This is a genomic window from Xylanimonas ulmi, from assembly GCF_004216535.1.
Lineage (GTDB): Bacteria > Actinomycetota > Actinomycetes > Actinomycetales > Cellulomonadaceae > Xylanimonas > Xylanimonas ulmi.
On record NZ_SGWX01000001.1, the window covers coordinates 3,411,568 to 3,435,652 of the forward strand.

Sequence of the window (24,085 nt, forward strand, 5' to 3'; positions counted from 1 at the left end):
CCGCGCGCGGCGGACGGCGGCGCCGCGCGCGTGACCGGGCGGGTCAGGCCGCCGAGAGGCGGGCGACCTCCTCGGGCGTCAGCGTGAGCTCGACGGCGCCGGCCGAGTCCTCGATCGACTCGGGCCGCGAGGCGCCGGGGATCGGGATGACGACGGGCGCGAGCGCGAGCTCCCAGGCGAGCGTCACCTGGAAGGGTGAGACGCCGTGCTCGCGCGCGACGTCGAGGAACGGCGCGTAGGCGTCGCCGAGCTCGCCCGAGCGGGCCAGCGCGATGCCTCCCAGCGGGCTCCAGGGCAGGAACGCGACGCCGAGCTCGGCGCACAGCTCAAGCTCGGGCAGCGAGGAGCGGAAGCGGGGTGAGAACTGGTTCTGCACCGACACGAGCCGCCCGCCCAGGATCGCCTGGGCCTCGCGGATCTGGTCGGGATTGGCGTTGGAGATGCCGGCCATCTCGATGACGCCCTCGTCGAGCAGGTCGCGGATCGCGCCCACCGAGTCCGCGTAGGGCACGCGCGGGTCGGGACGGTGGAACTGGTACAGGCCGATGGCCTCCACGCCGAGCCGGCGGGCCGAGGCCTTCGCGGCCTCCTTGAGGTAGGCCGGGTCGCCGTTCTGGGTCCAGGTGCCGTCCCCCGGGCGCAGGTGGCCGCCCTTGGTCGCCACGAGCACGTCGGACACGTCGGAGCCGTAGGTGCGCAGCGCGCGGGCGATGAGCTCCTCGTTGTGCCCGACCTCGTTCGCGTCGCGGTGGTAGGAGTCGGCGGTGTCGATGAGCGTCACGCCGGCGTCGAGGGCGGCGTGGATGGTCGCGACGGATCGCGCCTCGTCGGGGCGCCCCTCGATCGACATGGGCATGCCGCCGAGGCCGATGGCGCTGACCTGACGGTCTCCGAGCGTGCGAGTCTGCATGGATCTCCTCCAAGATCGAATCGTTCCGATTCGATCTTACGCCCGGCGAGCGTCCCGGAATGTCGGCCAAGACCCTCGGGATGCCGACTTTCCGGGACGCTCGACCGACCTCAGGCCCCGCGCAGCGCGCGGTAGCGGCGCAGCAGGGACTGCGTCGAGGGGTCCTGGGCCGCCAGCGCGGCCTCGTCGCCCGAGACCGCGGGCGCGATCTCCAGCGCGAGCTTCTTGCCGAGCTCGACACCCCACTGGTCGAACGAGTCGATGCCCCACACGATGCCTTGCGTGAACGTGATGTGCTCGTACAGCGCGACGAGCTGGCCCACGACCGACGGCGTCAGCGCCGGCGCCAGGATCGACGTCGTCGGGCGGTTGCCCGGGAACACCCGCGCCGAGACGATGTGCTCGGGCGTGCCCTCGGCGCGCACCTCGTCAGCCGTCTTGCCGAAGGCGAGCGCCTTGGTCTGGGCGAAGAAGTTCGCCAAGAACAACTCGTGCACGTCGGCGCCCGCGGACACCGCGCCGCCATCGCCCTCGGCGTCGACGAGCGGGTAGGCGGGCCTGGCGACGGCGATGAAGTCGGCCGGGATGAGCTGCGTGCCCTGGTGGATAAGCTGGTAGAAGGCGTGCTGGCCGTTGGTGCCCGGCTCGCCCCAGAACACCTCACCGGTCGCCGTCGTGACGGGCGAGCCGTCCCAACGCACCGACTTGCCGTTCGACTCCATGGTGAGCTGCTGCAGGTACGCCGCGAAGCGGTGCAACTGCTGGGCGTAGGGCAGCACCGCGTGCGAGGCCGCGCCCAGGAAGTTGACGTACCAGACGTTGAGCAGGCCCATGAGCGTCGGCACGTTGCGCTCAAGAGGAGCCGTGCGGAAGTGCTCGTCGATGATCCGGAAGCCGTCCAGCAGCTCACGGAACCGGTCGGGGCCGACCGCGATCGCCAGCGACGTGCCGATGGCCGAGCCGACCGAGTAGCGCCCGCCGACCCAGTCCCAGAACCCGAACGCGTTGGCCGGGTCGATGCCGAACGCCGCGACCTTGTCCAGAGCCGTGGACACCGCGACGAAGTGCTTGCCGACGGCCGTGCGGCGCGCCTCGTCGTCGTCCGCGATGGCGCCGCGGGCCACGAGCCCGTCGAGCAGCCACGCGCGGGCCAGGCGCGCGTTGGTCAGCGTCTCCAGCGTTCCGAAGGTCTTGGACGCGACGATGAACAGCGTGGTCTCGGGGTCGAGGTCGGCGGTCTTCTGCGCGACGTCGGTGGGGTCGATGTTCGAGACGAACCGGACCGTGAGCCCGGCCTGGCGGTAGGGGGCCAGCGCCTCGTAGATCATCACGGGGCCCAGGTCCGAGCCGCCGATGCCGATGTTCACGACGGTCTCGACGCGCTTGCCGCTCACGCCGGTCCACTCGCCCGAGCGGACCTGGTCGGCGAACGCGCTGAGCTTGTCGAGCTCGGCGGCGACGTCGTCGTCCACCTGCTGGCCGTCGACGACCAGCGGCGGGCGCGTGCCCGGGGTGCGGCGCAGCGCGGTGTGCAGCACCGCGCGGTCCTCGGTGACGTTGATGTGCTCGCCCGTGAACATGGCCTCGGTGCGATCGGTCAGGCCGACCTCCTGCGCCAGGCGCACCAGCAGCGCAAGGGTCTCGTCGGTCACGAGGTTCTTCGACAGGTCGACCCACAGGTCGCCGGCCTCGAAGGTGAGCCGCTCGGCGCGCGCCGGGTCGGCCGCGAACCAGGAGCGCAGGTCAGCGTCGAGGCTCTCGTGGTGGGTGGTGAGGTCGGCCCAGGCCGAGGTGGTCGTCGGGTCGACGGGTGGGGGCGTCGTCATGGGTCCCAACCTAGTGATCCAGGGCGCCATGCGCGCTGCTCAGACGCGACCGTTGCGTGGACAACGCCGTGTGATGACCGGCAGGATTCCGTGCGTGGCCTCCGTTGACGTACGCCCCCTTGCCCTTGAGATCGCCGTCCAAGATGTCGCTGGCGCATTGATCGCCGCCCGCAGCGGCGCCAGGCGCATCGAGCTGTGCTCGGCGCTCGCCGCGACCGGCGGCCTGACGCCGTCGGCCGGGCTGGTCGCCGCGGTCGCCGAGGCGCTCGCCGGCACGGGCACCGGCGTGCACGTGCTGGTCCGCCCGCGCCCGGGCGGCTTCACCTACGACGCCGTCGAGCTCGACGTGCAGGTGCGCGATGTGCGCGCGGTGCTCGACGCCGGCGCCGACGGCGTCGTCGTGGGCGCGCTGACCGGGTCGGGTGACGTGGACCTCGCCGCGCTCGACGCGCTGGTCGCCGCCGCGGACGGCGCCGAGGTGACCTTCCACCGGGCGTTCGACGTCGCCGGCGACCGCGGGCTCGCGCTGCGCCAGGTGCGCGAGGCGGGCGCGCGGCGCGTGCTGACCTCGGGCGGCGCCGCGGCGGCCGGGGCCGGCGTCCCCGAGCTGGCGCGGCTCGCGCCGATCGCCGCAGACCTCGGCGTCGAGCTCATGGCCGGGGGCGGCGTCAAGCCCGAGGACGTCGCCGCGCTGGTCGCGGCGGGCGTCGACGCGGTGCACCTGTCGGCCCGCCGGGTCGTGGCGGGCGACGGCGGCCCGGGCGGCGGCGACGGCGCCCGCGACGTCACGGACCCCGACGTCGTCGCGGCGGCGGCCGCGGCGCTCGCGGCCGCCACACGCCCGGCGTAGGCGCTGAGTACGGCGCCGCCGCGACGCCTGGCGTCGGCGCTGACTGCGGCGTCGGCGCTCAGACCGGCGCGGGCGCCTCCTCGGGCGCGGCGACCTTCTGGAGCACCGCCGCGCCGCCCGCGGGGCGGAACCCGAGCGCGACGTTGATCGCGAGCATGGGCCCGTTCTCCTCGGCGTTCCAGGTGTGGACGCGGCGGACGGCCGGACACAGCTCGGCCAGACGTCGCAGGTTGGCGCACTTGACCAGCATCCCGAGCCGGTGGCCCCGGTGCGGGCGCAGCACGATCGTGTCCCACTGCATGGCGAAGTCGGCGCGCGAGCGCGACCAGTCGAGCATGGTCATGGCCGCGAGCTCGCCGGTGGCGACGTGCTCCGCCGCGGTGATGACGAAGTCGTGGCCCATGGCCGCCCGGTCGCGCTGCATGCGCAGCACGCGGCCGGCGTCCCACACGTCCTCGCGGAGGTCGAGGCCGCCCATCGGGGCGTCGGTGGACATGCGGGTCTCCAGCAGCGCAAACCCGTCGAGCCACCGCTCGGGGATCTCGCCGTGCCAGGTGTGCAGGCGGTACCCCGCCGCGTGTGAGGCGGCGTCGGCGGCGAGGGCCTCGACGGCGGCGCGCGCGTCGGGCGCGAGGGGCAGAGCCAGCGTCGAGCGGCGGTCGACCTGCACGAGGTCGAAGCCGTGGGCGAGCGCGAACCGGACACCGGGCGCGGCCAGGGGCGCCGCGCCCGCCCCGGTCGGCGCGGGCGCCTGCGGCCCGTCGCTGTCCTCAGCGAAGGACACCTCGGCCTGGAGCGTGCCGCGCCCGGCCTCGTGCGCGACGCGCTGGGCATGGGCGAGCAGGTGGGCGCCGATCCCGCGACGGCGGTGGTCGGGGTGCGTGTGGACGAGCGTCCAGGCGGCGTGCAGGTTCGCCGTCCGTGTGCGGTCGACCCGCGCCCAGCCCAGCACCGCCTGCGGTTCGGGTGCGCCGGCCCCGACGGCGATCAGCAGCGTGCGCTCCTCGTCGTCCTGGTGGGCGAGGTCGGCCGCGGACTCGGCGGCGAACAACGCGTCGTCGTCGTGCCCGTCGCGCTCCATGGCGCACGCCCTCCCGACGCGCTCGACACCGCGGTGCGCCCAGCCGTCGGCGGGCTCGTCGGGCGAGACCTCGACGATCCGCCACGCGGGCTCGACAACCTGCCACTTGGGGGCGTGCGAGCCCGTAGGCCCGAGGTGCGAGAGGGTCGGATGTGTGGCGCTCATACGCCCAGCCTCAACCCTCACGCGCCCGCGCGTCACGCGCAATCCGGAGCGCGGCGCTCGCTGCGCAGAGCCTGCGCGTCCCCGCAGGGTGTCCGGCCCCGAGGTGTTCGAGCATTCGTCAGGGTTTTCGAGCGCTCGGGTGCTCGAAAACCGCGACGAATGCTCGAACTCTCCGCAAGGGCTCGAACGCGGCGGCGGGCGGCGAGCGGGGCCGTCAGGGGGCGTTTGGCTCGGGCGGCGGGGCCGTCGAGCGGCGGACCACGAGACGCGAGGGGAGCTGGACGTGCGCCTCGACCTCGCGGCCCTCGAGCAGCGCGATCAGCATGGTCACGGCGCGGGCGCCCATCTCCTGGAGCGGCTGGGCGATGGTCGTCAGGCGCGGGGTGGCGCTGCCGGCCTCGGGGATGTCGTCGAAGCCCACGATCGACAGATCCTGGGGGATGCGCAGGCCGAGCTCATGGGCGACCTCCATGACGCCGAAGGCCGACAGGTCGTTCGCGGCGAACACGGCGGTGGGTCGGTCGGGCAGTGTCAGCAGCTCGCGCGCCGCGTCGATGGCCCACGCGGCGCGGTAGCCGCCGTCGCGCACGAGCCCGGGGTCGTAGGCGATGCCCGCGGCCTCCAGCGCGTCGCGGTAGCCCTGCTCGCGCAGCAGCGCGGACTCCAGGTCGGTGCGGCCGCGCACGTGCGCGATGCGAGTGTGGCCGAGCTCGATGAGGTGCCGGGTCGCCGCGCGGGCGCCCTCGATGTTGTCGCAGTCGATCGTCGACGGTCCGCCCGAGCCGGTGTGCGGGTCGACCGCGATGACCGGGACGCTCGACGTCGGGACGGAGACCGTGGGCGTGAGGATGATGGCGCCGTCGATGAGCGTGCCGCCCAGCCGGGACAGCGAGCGCCGCTCCCAGCCGACGGCGTTGTCGTCGCTGATGGCGCCCGAGTAGGCGAGCAGTTCGTAGCCCTTGCCGACGGCCTCGGCCGAGATGCCCTTGAGGATCTCGGTGGCGAACGGGTCGAATCCCGCGAGCAGGATGCCGATGACGTTGGTGCGGCTGCGGCGCAGAGAGCTCGCGACGAGCGAGGTCTCATAGCCGAGCTGCGCGACGACCTCCAGAACTCTCTCGGCCGTGCTCGACGCGACGCCGTAGCGGCCGTTGACGACCTTGGAGACGGTCGCGACCGAGACTCCCGCTGCGCGGGCGACATCGGTGATCGTCACGCGACCGATCGTTGTGGGCGGGTTGTCTCGGGGGTGGGCTTCGGTGCTCACAAGTGAACATTAGCCTGTCATGTCGCTTTCGTGACCAGTTCAAGGCTCGTGACGCTCCCGTGACCCTCCGAAGCGAAATCGTTATCGATAACGATTGACACTCGATCGATCATCCTGCGACAGTCCCGGTTGACAGATTTCCCTGTCGATGTTGTCGACGATGACCAAGGGGTTTCCACGATGACGAGGAAGATGCGCGGAGGGGCGATCGTCGCCCTCGGTGCGACCGTCGCGCTGCTCGCCGCGGGTTGTGCGGGATCGGGCGGCGCGGCCACCACGGGCGCCAGCGGATCGCCGAAGGCGGCGGACGCGGACGCCAAGACCATCACCTGGTGGCACAACTCGAACACCGGTGACGGCAAGGACTACTACGACCAGGTCGCCAAGGACTTCGAGGAGAAGACCGGCGTCCACGTCGAGGTCAGCGCCATGCAGCACGAGGACATGCTGACCAAGCTCTCGGCCGCCCTGCAGTCGGGCGACCCGGACCAGATCCCGGACGTCTTCATGTCCCGCGGTGGCGGCGAGCTCCAGAACGAGGTCGACTCGGGCGTCACGCGCGACCTGACCGACGTCGCCTCGGACACCATCTCGAAGATCTCGGCCTTCACCGGCCAGTACACGGTCGACGGCAAGGTCTACGCCCTGCCGTTCTCGATCGGCCTGGTGGGCTTCTGGTACAACAAGGACCTGTTCGCCCAGGCGGGCATCACCGACGTCAACCCGGCCCCGACGATCGATGAGTTCAACGGCTACATCGACAAGCTCAAGGCCGCGGGCATCGCCCCGGCGTCGGTCGGCGCCGGCGACAAGTGGCCGGCCGCGCACTACTGGTACTACAACGTCGTCCGCGAGTGCCCCTTCGACACGGTCGAGAGCGCCATCGCCGACAAGGACTACTCGGACCCGTGCTTCCTCAAGGCGGGCGAGCACCTGCAGGACCTCGTGGCCACCCAGCCGTTCAACGACGGCTTCCTGTCGACCAAGGCGCAGGAGGGTCCGACGTCGGCGTCCGGCCTGCTCGCGACCGGCAAGGTCGCCATGGAGCTCGCCGGCCACTGGGAGCCCGGTGTGGCGGGCGGCCTGACGGCCGACGGCAAGGTCCCCAGCTTCCTGGGCTGGTTCGCCTACCCGACCTTCCCGGGCCAGGGCGGCGACCCCAAGGACCAGATGGGTGGCGGTGACGCGTGGGAGGTCTCGACCAGCGCCCCCGACGCGGCCGTCGACTTCGCCAAGTACCTGCTGTCCGACGAGGTCCAGCAGGGCTTCGCCGAGCGTGACATGGGCCTGCCGACCAACCCCGCCGCGACCGACTCGATCTCGAACGCGACGCTCAAGCAGCTCATCCCGGTGCGCGACGCCGGTGGCAACACGCAGCTGTACCTCGACACCCGCCTCGGCGCCGCCATCGGCAACCCGATGAACGACGCGATCGCGCAGGTGTTCGCCGGAAACCCCGGTCCGCAGGAGATCGTCGACGCGATCCAGAGCGCGGCCGACTCGGAGTAAGGACGTGGCAGACGACGTGACCACCCCTCGTGTGGCCGCCTCGCCTGCGGCGTTCGTCAGCTCAGCCGGGCCCGCCCCCCTCGCTCACGCGAGGGTGGCGGGCTCCGGCCTGGGCCGGCGCCGCGGGAGGAGTGCCGCAGCCTGGCGCAAGCGTGCGGAGATCGCCTTCTTCGTCGCGCCCGCCCTTGTCCTCTTCCTCATGTTCGTGGTCTGGCCGATCATCACGGCGGTCCAGATCTCGCTGTACAAGTGGAAGGGCATCGGACCCCTGGTCGACTTCGTCGGCCTGCACAACTACGTGTCGGTGCTGACCAACCAGCTGTTCACCGACGCCCTGACGCACAACCTCATCATCATCGTGGTCTCGATCGCGGTGCAGCTCCCGCTCGGTCTGGGGATCGCGCTGCTGCTCAACCGCAAGATGTGGGGCCAGGGACTGCTGCGCACGCTCATCTTCGTGCCCTACGTCCTGTCCGAGGTCGTCGCGGGCGTCGTATGGCGCCAGCTCCTGGTGCCGACTTACGGCGGCGTCGACGCGATCGCCCGCTTTTTGCACATCCCGACGCCGCAGCAGGGCTTCCTCGGCACACCCGACATCGCGCTGTGGACCGTGCTGTTCGTGCTCACCTGGAAGTACCTGGGCCTGGCGGTCATCCTGTTCCTCGCCGGCTTGCAGGGCGTGCCTGAGGACCTGTACGAGGCCGCGCAGCTCGACGGCGCCTCGTGGTGGCAGGTGCAGCGCAAGATCACCGTGCCGCTGCTCGGGCCGACGGTGCGCACGTGGGCGTTCCTGTCGATGATCGGCTCGCTGCAGATCTTCGACATGGTCTGGATCCTGACCGGCGGCGGCCCCATCGGGCGGACGTCCACGATGGCGACCTTCCTCATCTACCAGGGCACCAAGAGCCAGGCGTTCGGCATCGCCAGCGCCGCCTCCGTGATCCTGTTCGTGATCGCGCTGGTCCTCGCGGTGGCGTATCAGCAGCTCGTCCTGCGCCGCGACACGCGCCCGGACCAGCCCCGGCGAAAGGCCAAGCGATGAGCGCGACGACGCTGACCCGGCACGCGGCCCCCGCGGCTGTCCGCCGCCCCCGGCGGTTCGACCTCAAGCCGTCGACGGCGGCGGTGTACTTCGTCGCGCTGGTCGTCGTGGCCCTCACGCTCGGCCCTGTGATCTACGGCGTGCTCGGGGGTTTTCGCACCAACGCGCAGATCGCCGAGAACCCGGCGGCGCTGCCGCACCCGTGGGTGCTGTTCAACTACACGGGCGTGCTGACCAACCCGGACTTTTGGCGGTACGCGCTCAACTCGACGGGCATCGCGGTCATCACCACGGCGCTCGTGGTGATCTGCGGCATCATGGCGGCCTACCCGCTCGCGCGGTACGAGTTCAAGTACCGCGAGGGCGTCTTCATGGTGTTCGTCGTCGGGCTGCTGTTCCCCGCGTCGGTCGCGATCATCCCGCTGTTCATCCTCATCACGCAGAACTTCCACCTCGGCAACACGTGGATCGGCATCGCGCTGCCTCAGGCCGCGTTCGCGCTGCCCACGACGGTGGTCATCCTGCGCCCGTTCCTCGTGGCGCTGCCCAAGGAGCTTGAGGAGGCGGCCCAGCTCGACGGCGCCAGCCGGATCGGGTTCTTCTGGCGGATTTTGCTGCCGCTGTCGGGGCCTGGCATGGTGACGGTAGGTGTCCTGGCGTTCGTCGGCTCGTGGAACGCGTATCTGTTGCCGCTGCTCCTGCTCGGGCCGCAGAACAAGACCCTGCCGCTCGGTGTCGCCGACTTCTCCTCGGAGCACGGCTCCGACACGGCCGGCGTCTTCGCGTTCACGAGCCTCGCGATGATCCCCGCACTGGTCTTCTTCTTGGCGATGCAGAAGCGCATCGTCAGCGGTCTTCAGGGCGCTGTGAAGGGGTGAGCGCGGCGCGTTGGACGACGCAGTTGGAGCCTCGATGCCACAACCGCGGCGTTGTGCGCCAAAATCGATTTCTGTGAGCGGGGGCCTCGTAGCGTGGAAGCGCTACGGGGCCGCCCCGTGACCTTGACCGTGTCATAAGGAGACGACCCGTGACCGACGCCCTGTCCCCGGCCCCCGTGCGGGCCATGCCCGAGGTGTCCGACCGCGTGCGTGAGCTGCACGCGCAGATGACTCTCGAGGAGAAGCTGGCGCAGATCGTCGGCTACTGGCTCGACCAGGGCGGCAACGTCGTCGCCCCCATGCAGGGCGAGATGGCGGCCGAGACGGCCGGCACTCCGCTCAACGAGATCACCAAGGACGGCCTGGGCCAGTACACGCGCGTGTACGGCACGCGCCCCGTCGACCCGGTCTCGCGCGCCGCGTGGCTGTGGGCCGAGCAGCGCCGCCTGAAGAAGGAGACGCGCCTGGGCATCCCCGCGCTGGTGCACGAGGAGTGCCTGACCGGCCTCGCCGCCTGGCAGGCCGCGACCTTCCCGACGCCGCTGGCCTGGGGCGCCTCGTTCGACCCCGAGCTGGTCTACGAGGCCGGCCACGTCATCGGTGAGTCGATGCGGACCCTCGGCGTCCACCAGGGCCTCGCGCCTGTCATGGACGTGGTGCGCGACCCGCGCTGGGGCCGCGTCGACGAGTGCATCGGCGAGGACCCCTACCTCGTCGGCACCGTCGGCACCTCCTACGTGCGCGGCCTGCAGGACGCGGGCGTGCATGCGACGCTCAAGCACTTCGTCGGCTACTCCGGCTCGCGCGCCGGGCGCAACCACGCCCCGGTCTACGCCGGGCCGCGCGAGGTCGCCGACGTGTTCCTGCCCCCGTTCGAGATGGCCATCCTCGACGGCGGCGTCAAGTCGGTCATGAACTCCTACACCGACCTCGACGGCGTGCCGATGGCGGCGAACGTCGACTACCTCACCGGCATCCTGCGCGAGAAGCTCGGGTTCGACGGCGTCGTCGTCGCCGACTACTTCGCCGTCGCGTTCCTCGAGGTCATGCACGCCGTCGCCGCCGACCGCGGCGAGGCCGCGGCCCTGGCGATCGAGGCCGGCATCGACATCGAGCTGCCCACGGGCGACGCCTACCTCAAGCCGCTCGCCGCCAAGGTGCGCGCGGGCGAGGTCGACGAGGCGTTCATCGACCGCGCCGCGCTGCGCGCGCTGCGCCAGAAGGAGGAGCTCGGCCTGCTCGAGCCCGGCGCCTTCGAGGACGAGCCGCCGACGTCGATCGACCTCGACTCCCCGAAGCACCAGGACATCGCGCGCCGCCTGGCGCAGGAGTCCGTCGTGCTGCTGTCGAACGACGGCGTGCTGCCGCTCGGCCGCGGTGGCGCGGCGCCCGCGCGCGTCGCCGTCATCGGCCCCAACGCGGACCGCACCGAGGCGCTGCAGGGCTGCTACTCGTTCGCCAACCACGTGCTGGCGCACTTCCCCGACCACGAGCCGGGCTTCCACATCCCCACGGTGCGCCAGGCGCTCGACACCGCGTTCGCCGACGCCGGACTGGCCCAGCCGCAGTTCGTCCAGGTCGCCGGGTGCGACGTCGAGGGCGAGGACCGCTCCGGGTTCCCCGCCGCCGTCGAGGCCGCCTCGGGCGCCGACGTCGCCGTCGTCGTCGTGGGTGACCAGGCCGGCCTGTTCGGCCGTGGCACCGTGGGCGAGGGCAACGACTCCGAGTCGCTCGAGCTGCCGGGCGTGCAGCGTGAGCTGGTCGAGGCCGTCGTGGCGACGGGCACGCCCGTCGTCATGGTGCTGCTGACCGGCCGCCCGTACGCGATCAACTGGGCTCTCGACGCCGCGGGACCGCAGACCGGCGACAAGCGGCCCGGCGCGGTGCTTCAGGCGTTCTTCCCGGGGGAGGGCGGCGGTCTGGCGATCGCCGACGTGCTCACCGGGCGCGTCAACCCCTCGGGCCGCCTGCCCGTGTCGCTGCCGCGCTCGACCGGCTCGCAGCCCTACTCCTACCTGCACCCGATCCTGGGTGGCCCGTCCGACGTCACCTCGACCGACTCGACGCCGCTGCGTCCGTTCGGCTTCGGCCTGTCGTACACGACGTTCGCGTACACCGACCTCGTCGTGGACGAGTCCGTGGCCGCGGGCGGCACGTTCACCGCGTCGGTCACCGTGACCAACACGGGCGACGTCGCCGGCGCCGAGCCCGTGCAGCTGTACGGGCACGACGTCGTGGGCTCGATCACGCGCCCCGTGGTCCAGCTGCTCGGCTACCAGCGCGTGACGCTCGAGCCGGGCGCCTCGGCGCGGCTGACCTTCGAGGTCCCCACGACGCGCTTCGCGTTCTCCGACCGCCGCATGGTCAAGGTCGTCGAGCCCGGCGACGTCGAGGTGTGGGTCGGCTCGCACGCCGCGGCCTCGGCGGCCTCGGCCTCGACCGAGGAGTCGACGGGCGGCGCGATCACCAACGAGAAGGCCGCCGCGAAGGTCGAGATCCCGGGCGCGGCGACCGCGCGCGCGACGCTCACGATCACGGGCCCGCTGCACGAGGTCACCAACGCCGACGCCCGCTGGGTCACCGCCACCACGGCCTGACCTGGCCCACCCGGCCGCGAAGCCCGGCGCCGAGGACGAGAGGACGCTCTCGACCTCGGCGCCGGGCTTGTCTGCGTAGGGTGGGGCGATGCGGGTCGACGTGTGGTTGTGGGCGGTGCGGCTGTTCAAGAGCCGGTCGGCCGCGGCGACGGCGCTGCGCGCCGGGCGGGTGCGCGTGAACGGCGTCATCGCCAAGGCGTCCAGCGCGGTCAGGCCCGGCGACCGGGTCACGTGGCGCGAGCCGCTGCGCGAGCGCGTCGTCGAGGTCGTCGAGCTGTTGCCCAAGCGGGTCGGCGCGCCCCTGGCCGTCAAGGCCTACACCGATCACAGCCCCGCGCTGCCCACCCGCGAGGAGCGCTTCGCCGTCGGCGTCCGCGACCGCGGAGCGGGCCGTCCCACCAAGCGCGAGCGGCGCGAGATCGACCGCCTGCGGGGCGACCGGCGCGCCTGAGCGCCGTCGTCGGGCGGCGGGGGTGAGCACGGCGAGTCCGGGCCGATCGCGGGCGCCGCCGGCCGACTCACCTGGGTGAATCTGCGGCCGCGCAAGACCGCGCGTGACGTGGTCGGCGACCGCGTGAGCGCCCGCGACCGCCGCTCGCCGGGGCCGCCCGCGCGCCCAGCGAGGTTGCGGACGCCGATAGCGTGGGCGTCATGAACCCCGTACGCGTGTTCCTGGTGGACGACCATGAGGTCGTCCGGCGCGGCGTCGCCGACCTGCTCGGCGCCGAGCCCGATCTGGAGGTGGTGGGCGAGGCGGGCACAGCCGCCGAGGCCCTCACCCGTGTGCCCGTGCTCGCCCCCGACGTCGTCGTGCTCGACGTGCGCCTGCCCGACGGCGACGGCGTGACCGTCTGCCGCGAGCTCAAGGCGAGGCTCGACGTCGCGTGCCTGATGCTCACCTCGTTCGACGACGACGAGGCCCTGTTCGACGCGATCCTCGCTGGGGCCGCCGGGTACGTGCTCAAGCAGGTGCGGGGAACCGACCTGGTCGAGGCGATCCGCACAGTCGCGGCGGGCGGCTCGACGCTCGACCCGCGCGCGGCCGAGCGCGTCATGGCCCGGATGCGCTCGCAGGCGGACTACGAGGACCCGCTGGCCGCGCTGACGGCGCAGGAGCAGCGCATCCTCGCGCTCATCGGGCAGGGCATGACCAACCGGCAGATCGGCGGCGAGCTCTTCCTCGCCGAGAAGACGGTCAAGAACTACGTGTCGAGCCTGCTGGCGAAGCTGGGCCTGGAGCGCCGGGTCCAGGCCGCGGTCCTGGCGACCAAGCTGGGCCGCGCCGAGCCGCGCTAGCGGCTGCCCGGCCCGCTCACCTCGCGGGCAGGGGGACCCGCCAACGCAGGTGGGTTCCCCGGCCCCCGGGGCAGGCGGTCACCGACAGGCTGCCGTTCAGGTCGCGCGCCCGGGTGCGCAGGTTCTCCAGTCCGCTCAGCCGGGCGCCCGGCCCGATCCCGACGCCGTCGTCGGACACCGTGAGCACCACGTCGTCGGCGGCGACCAGCAGCACCTCGACCGCCCCGGCGTGCGCGTGCCGCGCCACGTTCGACAGGCTCTCGCGCACGACGGCGATGAGGTGGTCCGCGGTCGCCGCAGGCACCAGGGCGTCCACGGGCCCCTCGAAGCGCAGCGCGGGCGCGAACCCGAGCGCGCGCGAGGCGGCCTCGACCTCCGCGATCACGCGCGAGCGCACCCCGACGCGCCGTGCGTCGTCGGTGGGCGGCTGCAACCCGCGGATGGTGGTGCGGATCAGGCCGATCGTCTCGTCGACCTCGTCGACCGCCCCCAGGACGCGCGCGGCGCCGTCGGCGTCCTCGGCGCGCTCAAGGCGCCGCGCCACCCCCTGCAGTCCGAGCCCGGTCGCGTACAGGCGCTGGATCGCCAGGTCGTGCAGGTCGCGCGCGATGCGGTCGCGGTCGCGCACGACGGCGAGGCGCTCGGCGTCGCGCCGTCGCTCGGCGAGCTCGATCGCCACCGCTGCCTGGGACGCGAACGCCTGCAACGCCTCGATGACGACGTTGGAGAACGCGAGCTCGCCGCGCGTGCGGCCCACCGACAGCACGCCCAGCGTCCGGCCCGGCTCACCCAGGGGGAGCGCGGCGAACGGCCCGATGGTCTCCTGCGCCGCCGTGAACGCGGCGGCCGCCCGCGGGTCGCGCGCGGCGTCCACGGTGACGATGGGCAGCCCCGAGTCGTAGACCTCGGCCGCGAACGAGCCCTCGGGCGGCAGCGTCTTGCCGCGGATGTCGTCGGCGCCGACGACGGCGCGCACCACGAGCCCGTCAGGTCCGGGGACGATGAGCGCCGCCAGGTCGGCCCGCGCGACGTGCGCGGCGTGCACCGCGACGAGGTCGAGCACCTCGTCGGGCGCGTCGCCGGCGAGCAGCCGACGTGAGATCTCGTCGCTCGCCACGGCCCACCGCTCACGCAGCCGGGCGTCGGAGTACAGCCGGGCGTTCTCGACCGCGACGCTGGCCGCCGCGGCGAGCGCCTCGATGCGCCGCTCGTCGGCGTCGGTGAAGTCGCCCCCGCCGCGCTTGCTGGTGAGGTAGAGGTTGCCGAACGGGGTGCCGTGCACGCGTAGCGGCATCCCGAGGAACGAGCGCATCGGGGGGTGGTTCGGCGGGAATCCGACCGAGCGCGGGTCGGCGGTCAGGTCGTGCAGGCGCAGCGGACGCGGGTCGCGGATCAGCTCGCCGAGGATGCCGCGCCCGGTGGGGTAGGGGCCGACGGCGCGCACCTCGTCCTCGCTCATCCCCACGGTGAGGAACTGGCCGATACGCCCCTCGGCGTCCAGGACGCCGAGCGCCGCGTACCGCGCGTCGGCGAGGTCGGCGGCCGCCTGGACGATCCGCTGGAGCGTCGCGCCGAGCTCAAGTCCGCGCCCGACGGCCAGGACCGCCTCGAGCAGGACGTCCACCTCGCTCGGGCAGGGGGTCTGGGGCGGTCGCGCGTCCACGCCCCCAACCTATCGGTCGGCCCCCGGGCCCCGGGCCGGGACCTTTGGCGTGCGCGACGGGGCCCGGGGCCCCTGTGCTGCGCTCGGGGCCGGTTGTCCACTGGGGTTGAGTCGACGGTGCGCGCACCGTAAACGATGTCCGGAGGGGGGTCATCATGGTCAGGTGGTGCCAGGGGGTCGTCGTCGGGGTGGACGGCTCGCAGGAGGGGTATCAGGCGCTGGACTGGGCGGCCGCGGCGGCCGACCGCCACGACGCGCGGCTGACTGTCGTCGGCACCTATGTCGTGCCGCTCGCTCCCGTGCCGGCGGGGGGCCTGCTCATCCCCGACAGCCTGCACGCGGGCGCGGACCAGGCGGTCGATCGCGCGCTGGCCCGGCTGGGCCCCCACCGTCCGGGTGGACGCACGCCGTCGACCGAGCTCGTCCCGGGCGCGGCCGCCCACGTCCTGGTGCAGCGCTCGCGCCACGCGGACCTCGTCGTCGTCGGGCGGCGTGGGCTGGGCGCCGTGAGCCGGGCGCTGGCCGGCTCGGTGTCATCCGCCGTGGCGGCGATGGCGCACGGGCTGGTCGCCGTCGTGCCCGCCTGCGCGAGCGGGACGACGCCGCAGCGCGTCGTGGTGGGCGTGGCCGCGGACGTGCGGCCCGAACCGCTGCTCGACGCCGCGTTCAGCGAGGCCGAGCCGCTCGGCGCGAGCGTCGAGGTGGTCCACGCCGTCGACCCGGGGCCGCTGGAGGCGGTGCTCGACGCCTACGCGGGTTGGGGCCAGGCATGGCGGGCCTCCACACTCGAAGCCGTGCGCGACGACATCGACCGCTGGGCCGCCAAACACCCGCAGGTCCCGTGCACGACCCGCATCGAGGACGGGCGGGCGGCCGACGTGCTCATGCGGACGCTGACCCCCCACGACCTCGTCGTCGTCGGCGGGCGGTCACACCGACGCGCGGCGGGACGGCTGCTCGGGTCCGTGCCCGACACGCTGCTGCGCTCGGCGCCGTGCGCGACGCTGGTGGTGCACCAGCCCGACAAGACGCGCGACGGTTGAGCCGCGGCGCGTCACAACGACAGGCGGCGGCGCTCCCAGCCCACGCCGAGCGAGTGCAGCACGGCCTCGCGGTCGCGCTGCGTGGCGTCGGTGAACGCCCGCAGCGACACCACCGACGCCGTCAGCATCGTGGTCAGGACGGCGCGCGCGAGCTGCGGGTCGGCGCTGGCCTCGTCCAGCAACTCCTGGACGACGCGTGAGCCGATGCCCGGCCCCTGCGGGTCCGAGCACGCGGTGAGCAATGCGATGGTCAGCGAGCCTGCGTCGACGTCGGTCATGAGTCCCCCTGCTCGGCCGTGCCTGGTCCACTGTTACCCCACGCGGCGTGACCTCGCACGTGGAGGGGGTCCACGGTGTGACCTGGCGCGACACGGCGCGCGGGGGGACCGTCCCCGTCAGTCGCGCGGCCGCTCGTTCGCCAGGCGCGGCTCGCGGCGCCGGGACGGGTCGTCGCCGGCCTTGTCGGCGTAGAACGCGCGGATGACGTCCATGTCGGCGCCGACGTCGCCCGTGAGCTCGATGGTCGGGCCGACGCCGAGCGTCATCGTGGTGCGGTCGACGAAGCCCAGCGTGACCGGCAGGTGAGCCTCGCGCGCGATGCGGTAGAAGCCGCTCTTCCACGGGCCGCTCGCCGAGCGCGTGCCGTCGGGGGTGATGATGAGGTGGAAGACGCGGCCCTCGGCGACCTCGGCCAGCACGTTCTCGACCACGCGGTACGGGTTGCCGCGGTCGACCGGGATTCCTCCCAGCCGACGCATGATCGGGCCCCGCCATCCGGTGAACAGCGTGTGCTTGCCCAGCCAGCGGATCGGCGCGTCATTGCGCCACGCGAGGGCGAGCATGTGCACAAAGTCCCAGTTGGACGTGTGTGGGGCGCCCAGCACGATGCCGGGATGCTGGGGGAAGGCCTCGTCGACGGGCGTCCAGCGGCTCAGCCGCCAGAAGAGGGCGGCGATCGCGCGGGTGGGCGAAAAGCGGCGCATCGGGACACTCTAGGCCAGCGCCGCGCCGGCGCCGCCCGCGTCCTGCGGCGCCGCAGGTCGCTCCGCACGTGCCACCCGCGCGGGGCGCGACGCGTCACGAGACCTGGCCGCGGGCCGGCGGCGGCCTAGCGTCGCAGCCGGACCACGCCCACGGGGCCCGTCGACAGGAGGCCCGATGCCCGACGAGCGCGCCACGTTCCTGGTGCGCGGCGTCGTGCAGGGCGTCGGGTTCCGCCCGTTCGTCCACCGCCTCGCGCATGAGCTGGGCCTGGCCGGGTCGGTGCGCAACACCAGCGTGCAGGTGGTCGTCGACGCCCAGGGGCCGCCCGGCGCCCTGCGCGAGCTCGGGCGGCGGCTGCGCGACGACGCCCCGGCCCTCGCGGCGGTCATCGACGTCGAGGCCGTGCCCGCCGTCGTCGACCCGGCGCTGCGCGGCTTCGCCATCCTCGGGTCCGACGACGAGGCGGGGGCGCGCACGCTGGCGCCGCCCGACAGCGCGACCTGCCCCGACTGCCTGCGCGAGCTGTTCGACCCCGCCGACCGCCGCCATCGGCACGCGTTCATCACCTGCACGGGTTGCGGGCCGCGGCTCACGATCATCCGCGACCTGCCGTACGACCGTCCACGCACCACATTGGCGCACCTGCCGATGTGCGCGCGCTGCGCGGGCGAATACGACGACCCGCTCGACCGCCGGTTCCACGCCCAGCCCATCTCGTGCCATGACTGCGGCCCGCGGCTGTGGTGGGCCGTGGTCCGTGGTGGCCGACCGGCGCGCGTGCGGGCCAGTGACGACGAGTGTCTGCGCCGCGCCGTGCGGTCGCTGCGCGCCGGGGGGATCGTGGCGGTCAAGGGCGTGGGCGGCTTCCACCTCGCGTGCTCGGCGCTCGACGGGCACGCGGTGCGCGCGCTGCGGGCGCGCAAGGGGCGTGAGGCCAAGCCGTTGGCCGTCATGGTGCGCGACCTGGACACGGCGCGCGCCCTCACGCACGTGAGCGATGCCGAGGCCGCGCAGCTCACGCGTCCCGCCCGCCCTATCGTGCTGCTGCGCCGTCGCGACGACGCCGCCTGGCCCGTCGCCGCCGAGGTGGCGCCTGGCACGGGCGAGCTGGGGGTCATGCTGGCCTACGCCCCCGTCCACCACCTGCTGTTCGCCGACGGCGCCCCGCCGGTGCTCGTCATGACGTCGGCGAACCTGTCGGGCGAGCCGATCTGCTACCGCGACGAGGACGCGCTCACACACCTCGCCGGGGTCGCGGACGCGCTGCTGGGGCACGACCGCCCGATCGCCGTGCCGTGCGACGACTCGGTGGTCCGCGTGGTCGACGGCGCCGTGATGCCGCTGCGCCGCTCGCGCGGCTTCGCCCCGCTGCCCGTGGCCCTCGGCGTCGGCCCGGCCGGGGCGACGACGCCGGTCGTGCTCGCCGTCGGCGGGGAGCTCAAGGCGACCGCCTGCCTGCTGGTGGGCGACCGCGCGCTCCTGTCGCAGCACCTGGGTGACATGCAGTCGCTCGCGGGGCAGGACGCGCTCGCGTTCGCGGCCCGGCATCTCGCGCGGCTCGCCGACGCGCGGCCCGAGGCGTGGGCGTGCGACCTGCATCCCGACTACCACTCGACGCGCTGGGCGCAGCGGCGCCACGGCGACCTGCCCGTGGTGCGCGTCCAGCACCATCACGCTCACGCGGCCGCGCTGCTCGCCGAACACGGGCGGCTCGGCGACGACGCCCTGGTGCTGACCTTCGACGGCACGGGCTATGGGAGCGACGGCGGTGTGTGGGGCGGCGAGGCGCTGCTGCTCGGCGCCGACGTCGGCCGGTTCGCGCGCGTGGGCCACCTGCGCGCCGTCGCGCTGCCCGGCGGTGACGCGGCGGTGGCCGAGCCCTGGCGCGTCGCCCTGGCCCACTTGGCGCAGGCGGGCGTCGCATGGACGCGGGACCTGGCGCCGGTGCGCGCGGCCGGGTCGCGCGCGTTGCTGTTGCGGCAGGTGCTCGGCTCGGGAGTCGGGGCGGCGCGGTCGACCTCGATGGGCCGGCTGTTCGACGCCGTCGCCTCGCTGCTCGACGTGTGCCAGGACCAGCGATACGAGGCGCAGGCCGCGATCGAGCTCGAGCAGGCGGCGCTCGCGGCGGCGCGCGGGCGGCCCGCGCGCGCATGCCCGGTGACGCTGCCGGTGACGGCGACGGGCGTGGCGTTGATGGGCGCGGCGGTGACGGGCGTGGCCGAGGACCACGCCGACCGCGATCCCGTGGTGATCGACCCGGCGCCGGCGCTCGCCGCGATCGTCGCCGCGCTGCGGCGCGGCGCGCCGGCCGAAGTGATCGCCTGGGCCTTCCACTCCTGGGTCGCCGACTGTGCCGTGACCTGGGCCGAGGCGATCCGCGCGCGGACGGGCACGGCGACCGTCGGGCTCTCGGGCGGCGTGTTCTCGAACGCCCTCCTGGTCGCGGCCACGCGGGACGCGCTGGCCGCGCGCGGGTTCGAGGTGCTCACGCACGCCGTCGTGCCGGCCGGAGACGGCGGCCTCGCGCTCGGGCAGGCGGTCGTGGCCGCCGCCCGGCTCGCTCCGGGATGGCCCGGCGCCCGCGCGAGCCGCAGCGGCGTCGTCGTCGAGACGTAGGAGGGCGTGTGCACGAGCTCTCGCTGTGCGGGTCGATCGCGCGCATCGCCGAGCGGCGCCGCGCGGGACGCCGGGTCGAGCGCGTGGGCGTCCGCCTCGGGGCGCTGCGCCAGGCCGTTCCCGAGGCCATGGACAGGTGCTGGGCCGTGGTCACCGCGGGCACCGCGCTGGCGGGCAGCCGGCTCGTGTTCGAGCTCGTCCCGCTCGTCGTGCGCTGCGACGCGTGCGGCGCCCGCACGCGCCTGGACGAGGTGTGGCTGCGCTGCGGGTCCTGCGCCGGCTCGCGCGTCGAGGTGGTCGAGGGCGACGAGTTCCTGCTGACCCATCTCGACCTGGCCGACGACGTCGAATCGCGTCACCGCGCCGCGCCGCCGGGGGCGTCGTCCTAGCCTCGGGCCAGCCCGCCCGGACCCGGCGACGCCGCCGGGGCACACGGAGGCGACGAAGGAGAGACCATGGGCCGCTTCCACCGGCACGACGACGCGCAAGACCACGGCCACGACCACGGCCACGAGGGTGGCCACGACCACCTGGGCGACCACTCGGGCTACGGCACGGGCTCGGACCGCATCGCGGTGCTCGAGCGCATCTTCGACGAGAACGACCACTGCGCGGCGCACAACCGCGCGGACTTCGACGCCGCGGGCGTGCGGGCGGTCAACGTCATGTCGTCGCCCGGCGCCGGCAAGACGGCGCTGCTCGCGCGCACGCTCGACGCGCTCGACGCGAGCCGGGTCGGCGTCATCGAAGGCGACATCGAGACGGCGCTCGACGCCGACCGGCTCGCCGCCACGGGGGCGCGGGTCAGCCTGCTCAACACCGCGCACGGGTTCGGCGGCGAGTGCCACCTCGACGCCCCGATGGTGCGCGACGCGCTCGGCCGGCTGCCGCTCGACGGGCTCGACCTGGTGTTCGTCGAGAACGTCGGCAACCTCGTGTGCCCGGCCGAGTTCGCCGTCGGGGAGCATCTGCGGGTCATGGTCTATGCGATCACCGAGGGTGAGGAGAAGCCCGCCAAGTACCCGGTGATGTTCCGCTCGGCCGACGTGGTGCTGGTCAACAAGACCGACCTGCTGCCGCACCTGGACGTCGACCTCGGCCGGTTCTACGACTACCTGGCACGGGTCCACCCGGGCGTGACGACCATCGAGCTGTCCGCCCGCACCGGCGAGGGCGTCGAGGCCTGGATCGGGTGGCTGCGCGAGCACGCGAACGCCCCGCTGCGCGAGGCGCCCGCCTGAGACGGATCGGGCGCGCAGCGCGGGCGGGTGTGACGATACGGGCATGCCAGGTCGCACCTTCCCCGCGGGCTTCGTGTGGGGCGCCGCCACCGCCGCCTATCAGATCGAGGGGGCGGCCGCGGAGGGTGGTCGCACGCCCTCGATCTGGGACACCTACGCCCACCACTCGGGCCGGGTCGAGAACGGCGACACGGGTGACGTCGCCGTCGACCACTACCACCGGTGGGAGGAGGACGTCGAGCACCTCGCGGCCCTGGGGGTGGGGGCGTACCGCCTGTCGATCTCCTGGTCGCGCGTCATCCCCACCGGCCGCGGCCCGCTCAACCCCGAGGGCGTCGCCTTCTACCGGCGGTTGCTGGAGGCTCTGCGGGCCCGCGGGATCGCGCCCTGGGTGACGCTCTACCACTGGGACCTGCCCCAGGAGCTGGAGGACGCCGGCGGCTGGCCCGAGCGGGCCACCGCCGAGGCATTTGCCGACTACGCCCGGGCCATGGCCCGCGAGCTGGGCGACCTCGTCGAGGTGTGGACCACGCTCAACGAGCCCTGGTGCTCGGCCTACCTCGGCTACGCGTCTGGCGTGCACGCCCCGGGCCGGTCGGAGCCGGCCGCGGCGCTCGCGGCCGTGCACCACCTCTCGCTCGCGCACGGCCTCGCCGCCGCGGCGATCCGCCAGGAGACTCCGGGCGCCCGGGTGTCGGTCACGCTCAACCTGCACGTGCTGCGGGCCGCCGACCCGTCGTCCCGCGCGGACCGCGACGCGCTGCGCCGCATCGACGCGCTCGGCAACCGGGCGTTCCTGGAGCCGATGCTGCGCGGGCGGTACCCGGCCGACCTGCTGGCCGACACGCGTGCGATCACCGACTGGGCGTTCGTGCGCGACGGCGACCTCGAGGTCATCCGCCAGCCGCTCGACGCGTTGGGCGTCAACTACTACTCCACGACGACGGTGCGGGCGGGCGGGGGCAGTGCGCCCGCGGCGGGCTCGGCCGCGTCCACCGCCGCCGACGGGCATCGCCCCTCCGCGCACGGCGCGTGGGTGGGCGCCGAGGACGTGGAGTTCGTCCCGCACGAGGGGCCGTCCACCGCGATGGGCTGGAACATCGAGCCGGCCGGGCTCACCGAGCTGCTCACCGACCTGCACCGCCGCTACGGCGTGCCGCTCGTGGTCACCGAGAACGGCGCGGCGTTCGACGACGAGGTGACGGTCGGCCCCGACGGCGCCGCGCGGGTGCACGACGAGCGCCGGGTCCGCTACCTGCGCGATCACGTCGACGCGCTCGGCGCCGCGCTCGACGCCGGCGCCGACGTGCGCGGGTACTTCGCCTGGTCGCTGCTCGACAACTTCGAGTGGGGTTGGGGCTACACCAAGCGGTTCGGCGTCATCCGGGTCGACTACGACACGCTGGAGCGCATCTGGAAGGACTCGGCGCACTGGTACCGGCGCCTGGTGCGCACCCACGCGCTGCCGCCGCTCGCCCCGGCCCCGTCCGCCTAGCCAGGCGCGTCCAACAGCCCGTCCCCCAGCCCGTCCCACAGTCCCAGGTCGGCGAACGCGGCGAGTGACTCCGCCGCGGACAGCGGGTCCAGCAGCAGGACGGCGAACCCGTTCTGAACGAGCACGTAGTCGCCCACGGCGGCCTGGGGGAGGTAGGCCAGGCAGCACGACGCGGATCGCCCCGCGACGTCGAGGCGCGCCGTCGGCAGCGGGCCTGGGGTGATCTCCTCGATCCGCGCCGGGATCGCGACGCACATGTCAGGTCCCCCTCGGTACGCGTGCGTCGGTGACCGTGAGCCGCATCGTCCCGAGCGGCGCGGCGGTGCACGGCAGGCACGGGTCGGCCTCGCGCACCGCCCGTTCGAGCGCGCCCGCGGCCGCGCTACGGGCCACCGCCGCGCGCAGCAGGTCGGCCAGCCACGGCTCGTTCTGGGCCGTAGGCGTCAGGATCGTGGCGGCCCGCAGCAGCCCGTCGCCGCCTGCGACGTAGCGGTGGACCAGCAGTCCCCGCGGTCCGTCGACCCAGCCGACGCCCACGGCGCCGGCGGGCACGCCCGCGAGGGCGGCCAGGTCCACCGGGGCCCCTGGGACCACGGGGAGGGACACGTCGTCGTCGCCCAGCACCTCGGCGATGGCCTCGACCGCGGCCAGCACCATGACCGCGCGGGCCGCGCTCGCGGTGCGTGCCCCGTCGGACCAACGGGCCTGCGCGTCCGCGGCGAGCGGGGTGGTCAGCGGACCGACGCCGAGCTGGGCCGCGGGGCCGACCCGGTAACGACCGCGGTCGGCGCCCAGCGCGCGCAGGTACGGTCGCGGCGCGGGCGCGCCGGGACGCGACTCGGCGAGCACCGCGTCGAAGCGCGCGGCGGGCTCGGCCGCGTGGAGCACGCCGCCGTCGGCGGCCACCACGCGCAGGTGCGTGCCGAGCAGGTCGGGTCGGCCGTCGGCGTCGACCAACGCGACGTCGGCGCCCGTGAACGACGGGTCCGCCCCGGCGTCGCCGGCCCCGCCGCGCGCGCCGGACTCACCCCGCGCGCCGGACTGATCCAGCGCGTCGGACTGATCCAGCGCGTCGAGCGCGAGCCGGTGCGCCGCGGCCAGGGCCTCGGGCGCGGCGTGGCGCAGCGCGTCACGGGTCGCCGGCGAGACGCCCACGCGCACGCCGCCGGGCGCCGCCGTCGTCGGGAAGTGGGACTGCGCGCCCACCGCGTCGAGCGTGGATCGCGCGAACCCGGCCAGCGCGGCGAGGGCGGACCGCTCCCCGCCGACGGCGCCCGCGCGCTCGGCATGGGCCGCGACGGCCGACGCGTGGTGCAGCAGCCGCCGGATCGCGACGGCCTGTGGGGGCAACGGCCCGATCCCGGCCAGCGCCTCCAGCGCGCGCACGCCTGCGAGGTGGTGGGCGGCGGGGCACAGCCCGCACAGGCGCTCGACGAACGCGGGGACGCGTGCGATCGGGCGGCCCACGAGCAGCGGCTCGACGCGGGGCAGGTCGGCCAGCGAGAGCCGTGCGCCCGTCAGGCGTCCGTCGGCGGCCCGCTCGACGACGACGCGGACCTCGGACGGGTCGAGGAGCTCGTCGAGCACGAGGCGCGTCACCCGCAGGCGCCCGTCGCCGGGGA

At 74.0% G+C, this 24,085-nt stretch carries 21 protein-coding genes; 12 read left to right on the forward strand and 9 right to left on the reverse strand.

Annotated elements, in window-relative coordinates:
* Nucleotides 1-43: 43 nt before the first annotated feature.
* Complete coding sequence (locus EV386_RS15675; RefSeq protein WP_130416245.1) at nt 44-910, reverse strand: aldo/keto reductase; 867 nt, start codon at nt 908-910, stop codon at nt 44-46.
* Nucleotides 911-1,020: 110 nt separating this feature from the next.
* Nucleotides 1,021-2,736, reverse strand: coding sequence for a glucose-6-phosphate isomerase (gene pgi, locus EV386_RS15680; RefSeq protein ID WP_130416246.1), 1,716 nt, complete (start codon nt 2,734-2,736; stop codon nt 1,021-1,023).
* Nucleotides 2,737-2,830: 94 nt separating this feature from the next.
* Between pgi and EV386_RS15685 the strand changes: the two genes are divergently transcribed.
* A complete protein-coding gene (locus EV386_RS15685; protein WP_242608002.1) occupies nt 2,831-3,586 on the forward strand; it encodes a copper homeostasis protein CutC in 756 nt (251 codons plus the stop codon).
* Nucleotides 3,587-3,644: 58 nt separating this feature from the next.
* On the opposite strand, the gene EV386_RS15690 is transcribed toward EV386_RS15685, so the two are convergent.
* The gene (locus tag EV386_RS15690) at nt 3,645-4,832 is read right to left on the reverse strand and encodes a GNAT family N-acetyltransferase (RefSeq protein WP_130416248.1); all 1,188 of its coding nucleotides are present in this window, start codon (nt 4,830-4,832) and stop codon (nt 3,645-3,647) included.
* A 214-nt stretch (nt 4,833-5,046) separates the two neighbouring features.
* Nucleotides 5,047-6,048 carry a LacI family DNA-binding transcriptional regulator gene (locus EV386_RS15695; protein ID WP_130416249.1) on the reverse strand — a complete coding sequence of 334 codons (1,002 nt, stop codon included), beginning with the start codon at nt 6,046-6,048 and terminating at the stop codon, nt 5,047-5,049.
* Between the two features lie 231 nt (nt 6,049-6,279).
* On the opposite strand from EV386_RS15695, the gene EV386_RS15700 reads away from it, so the two are divergent.
* The 6 genes from EV386_RS15700 (at nt 6,280) to EV386_RS15725 (ending at nt 13,421) form a co-directional block, all read left to right on the forward strand.
* A complete protein-coding gene (locus EV386_RS15700) occupies nt 6,280-7,608 on the forward strand; it encodes an extracellular solute-binding protein (protein ID WP_130416250.1) in 1,329 nt (442 codons plus the stop codon).
* 16 nt (nt 7,609-7,624) lie between these two features.
* The gene (locus EV386_RS15705; protein ID WP_242608003.1) at nt 7,625-8,650 is read left to right on the forward strand and encodes a carbohydrate ABC transporter permease; all 1,026 of its coding nucleotides are present in this window, start codon (nt 7,625-7,627) and stop codon (nt 8,648-8,650) included.
* Nucleotides 8,647-9,528 carry a carbohydrate ABC transporter permease gene (locus EV386_RS15710; RefSeq protein ID WP_130416252.1) on the forward strand — a complete coding sequence of 294 codons (882 nt, stop codon included), beginning with the start codon at nt 8,647-8,649 and terminating at the stop codon, nt 9,526-9,528. Before EV386_RS15705 ends, EV386_RS15710 begins: the two co-directional genes overlap by 4 nt.
* A 185-nt stretch (nt 9,529-9,713) precedes the next feature.
* Nucleotides 9,714-12,125, forward strand: a complete 2,412-nt coding sequence (locus EV386_RS15715; protein ID WP_207216626.1) for a beta-xylosidase/alpha-l-arabinosidase — start codon at nt 9,714-9,716, stop codon at nt 12,123-12,125.
* Nucleotides 12,126-12,213: 88 nt separating this feature from the next.
* Nucleotides 12,214-12,576 (forward strand): RNA-binding S4 domain-containing protein, encoded by a 363-nt coding sequence (locus EV386_RS15720; protein WP_130416253.1) that lies wholly within the window; start codon nt 12,214-12,216, stop codon nt 12,574-12,576.
* A 200-nt stretch (nt 12,577-12,776) separates the two neighbouring features.
* A complete protein-coding gene (locus EV386_RS15725) occupies nt 12,777-13,421 on the forward strand; it encodes a response regulator (protein ID WP_130416254.1) in 645 nt (214 codons plus the stop codon).
* A 16-nt stretch (nt 13,422-13,437) separates the two neighbouring features.
* On the opposite strand, the gene EV386_RS15730 is transcribed toward EV386_RS15725, so the two are convergent.
* Nucleotides 13,438-15,084, reverse strand: a complete 1,647-nt coding sequence (locus EV386_RS15730; protein ID WP_242608004.1) for a sensor histidine kinase — start codon at nt 15,082-15,084, stop codon at nt 13,438-13,440.
* 155 nt (nt 15,085-15,239) lie between these two features.
* Between EV386_RS15730 and EV386_RS15735 the strand changes: the two genes are divergently transcribed.
* Entirely contained in the window at nt 15,240-16,127 is an 888-nt protein-coding gene (locus tag EV386_RS15735) for a universal stress protein (RefSeq protein ID WP_130416255.1), read from the forward strand.
* Nucleotides 16,128-16,138: 11 nt separating this feature from the next.
* Here EV386_RS15735 and EV386_RS15740 read toward each other — a convergent pair whose 3' ends face one another.
* Nucleotides 16,139-16,405: a hypothetical protein gene (locus tag EV386_RS15740; protein WP_130416256.1), complete on the reverse strand. Its 267-nt coding sequence runs from the start codon at nt 16,403-16,405 to the stop codon at nt 16,139-16,141.
* A gap of 117 nt (nt 16,406-16,522) precedes the next feature.
* Entirely contained in the window at nt 16,523-17,110 is a 588-nt protein-coding gene (locus EV386_RS15745; protein WP_130416257.1) for a 1-acyl-sn-glycerol-3-phosphate acyltransferase, read from the reverse strand.
* Between the two features lie 175 nt (nt 17,111-17,285).
* Here EV386_RS15745 and hypF point away from each other — a divergent pair, with 175 nt between their 5' ends.
* The 4 genes from hypF to EV386_RS15765 all read left to right on the forward strand — a co-directional run bounded on the left by hypF (nt 17,286) and on the right by EV386_RS15765 (nt 22,463).
* A complete protein-coding gene (gene hypF, locus EV386_RS15750; protein WP_130416258.1) occupies nt 17,286-19,727 on the forward strand; it encodes a carbamoyltransferase HypF in 2,442 nt (813 codons plus the stop codon).
* A gap of 8 nt (nt 19,728-19,735) precedes the next feature.
* Nucleotides 19,736-20,116 carry a hydrogenase maturation nickel metallochaperone HypA gene (locus tag EV386_RS15755; protein ID WP_130416259.1) on the forward strand — a complete coding sequence of 127 codons (381 nt, stop codon included), beginning with the start codon at nt 19,736-19,738 and terminating at the stop codon, nt 20,114-20,116.
* Nucleotides 20,117-20,182: 66 nt separating this feature from the next.
* Nucleotides 20,183-20,968 (forward strand): hydrogenase nickel incorporation protein HypB, encoded by a 786-nt coding sequence (gene hypB, locus EV386_RS15760; protein WP_130416260.1) that lies wholly within the window; start codon nt 20,183-20,185, stop codon nt 20,966-20,968.
* Nucleotides 20,969-21,011: 43 nt separating this feature from the next.
* Nucleotides 21,012-22,463: a glycoside hydrolase family 1 protein gene (locus EV386_RS15765; protein WP_130416261.1), complete on the forward strand. Its 1,452-nt coding sequence runs from the start codon at nt 21,012-21,014 to the stop codon at nt 22,461-22,463.
* Here EV386_RS15765 and EV386_RS15770 read toward each other — a convergent pair.
* Both EV386_RS15770 and EV386_RS15775 read right to left on the reverse strand, forming a co-directional pair.
* A complete protein-coding gene (locus tag EV386_RS15770; RefSeq protein ID WP_130416262.1) occupies nt 22,460-22,720 on the reverse strand; it encodes a HypC/HybG/HupF family hydrogenase formation chaperone in 261 nt (86 codons plus the stop codon). The genes EV386_RS15765 and EV386_RS15770 overlap by 4 nt on opposite strands.
* Nucleotide 22,721: 1 nt before the next feature.
* On the reverse strand, nt 22,722-24,062 hold the full coding sequence (locus EV386_RS15775; protein WP_165399970.1) for a nickel-dependent hydrogenase large subunit: 1,341 nt from the start codon (nt 24,060-24,062) through the stop codon (nt 22,722-22,724).
* Between the last annotated feature and the right edge of the window lie 23 nt (nt 24,063-24,085).

Excerpts from the sequence above, each read along its gene's own strand:
- EV386_RS15745 (WP_130416257.1), bottom strand. The coding sequence starts at position 17,110 with ATGCGCCGCTTTTCGCCCACCCGCGCGATCGCCGCCCTCTTCTGGCGG.
- pgi (WP_130416246.1), bottom strand. The coding sequence starts at position 2,736 with ATGACGACGCCCCCACCCGTCGACCCGACGACCACCTCGGCCTGGGCC.
- EV386_RS15700 (WP_130416250.1), top strand. The coding sequence starts at position 6,280 with ATGACGAGGAAGATGCGCGGAGGGGCGATCGTCGCCCTCGGTGCGACC.
- EV386_RS15740 (WP_130416256.1), bottom strand. The coding sequence starts at position 16,405 with ATGACCGACGTCGACGCAGGCTCGCTGACCATCGCATTGCTCACCGCG.
- EV386_RS15725 (WP_130416254.1), top strand. The coding sequence starts at position 12,777 with ATGAACCCCGTACGCGTGTTCCTGGTGGACGACCATGAGGTCGTCCGG.
- EV386_RS15690 (WP_130416248.1), bottom strand. The coding sequence starts at position 4,832 with ATGAGCGCCACACATCCGACCCTCTCGCACCTCGGGCCTACGGGCTCG.
- EV386_RS15770 (WP_130416262.1), bottom strand. The coding sequence starts at position 22,720 with ATGTGCGTCGCGATCCCGGCGCGGATCGAGGAGATCACCCCAGGCCCG.
- hypF (WP_130416258.1), top strand. The coding sequence starts at position 17,286 with ATGCCCGACGAGCGCGCCACGTTCCTGGTGCGCGGCGTCGTGCAGGGC.
- EV386_RS15765 (WP_130416261.1), top strand. The coding sequence starts at position 21,012 with ATGCCAGGTCGCACCTTCCCCGCGGGCTTCGTGTGGGGCGCCGCCACC.
- EV386_RS15710 (WP_130416252.1), top strand. The coding sequence starts at position 8,647 with ATGAGCGCGACGACGCTGACCCGGCACGCGGCCCCCGCGGCTGTCCGC.
- hypB (WP_130416260.1), top strand. The coding sequence starts at position 20,183 with ATGGGCCGCTTCCACCGGCACGACGACGCGCAAGACCACGGCCACGAC.
- EV386_RS15735 (WP_130416255.1), top strand. The coding sequence starts at position 15,240 with ATGGTCAGGTGGTGCCAGGGGGTCGTCGTCGGGGTGGACGGCTCGCAG.
- EV386_RS15675 (WP_130416245.1), bottom strand. The coding sequence starts at position 910 with ATGCAGACTCGCACGCTCGGAGACCGTCAGGTCAGCGCCATCGGCCTC.
- EV386_RS15720 (WP_130416253.1), top strand. The coding sequence starts at position 12,214 with ATGCGGGTCGACGTGTGGTTGTGGGCGGTGCGGCTGTTCAAGAGCCGG.
- EV386_RS15715 (WP_207216626.1), top strand. The coding sequence starts at position 9,714 with ATGCCCGAGGTGTCCGACCGCGTGCGTGAGCTGCACGCGCAGATGACT.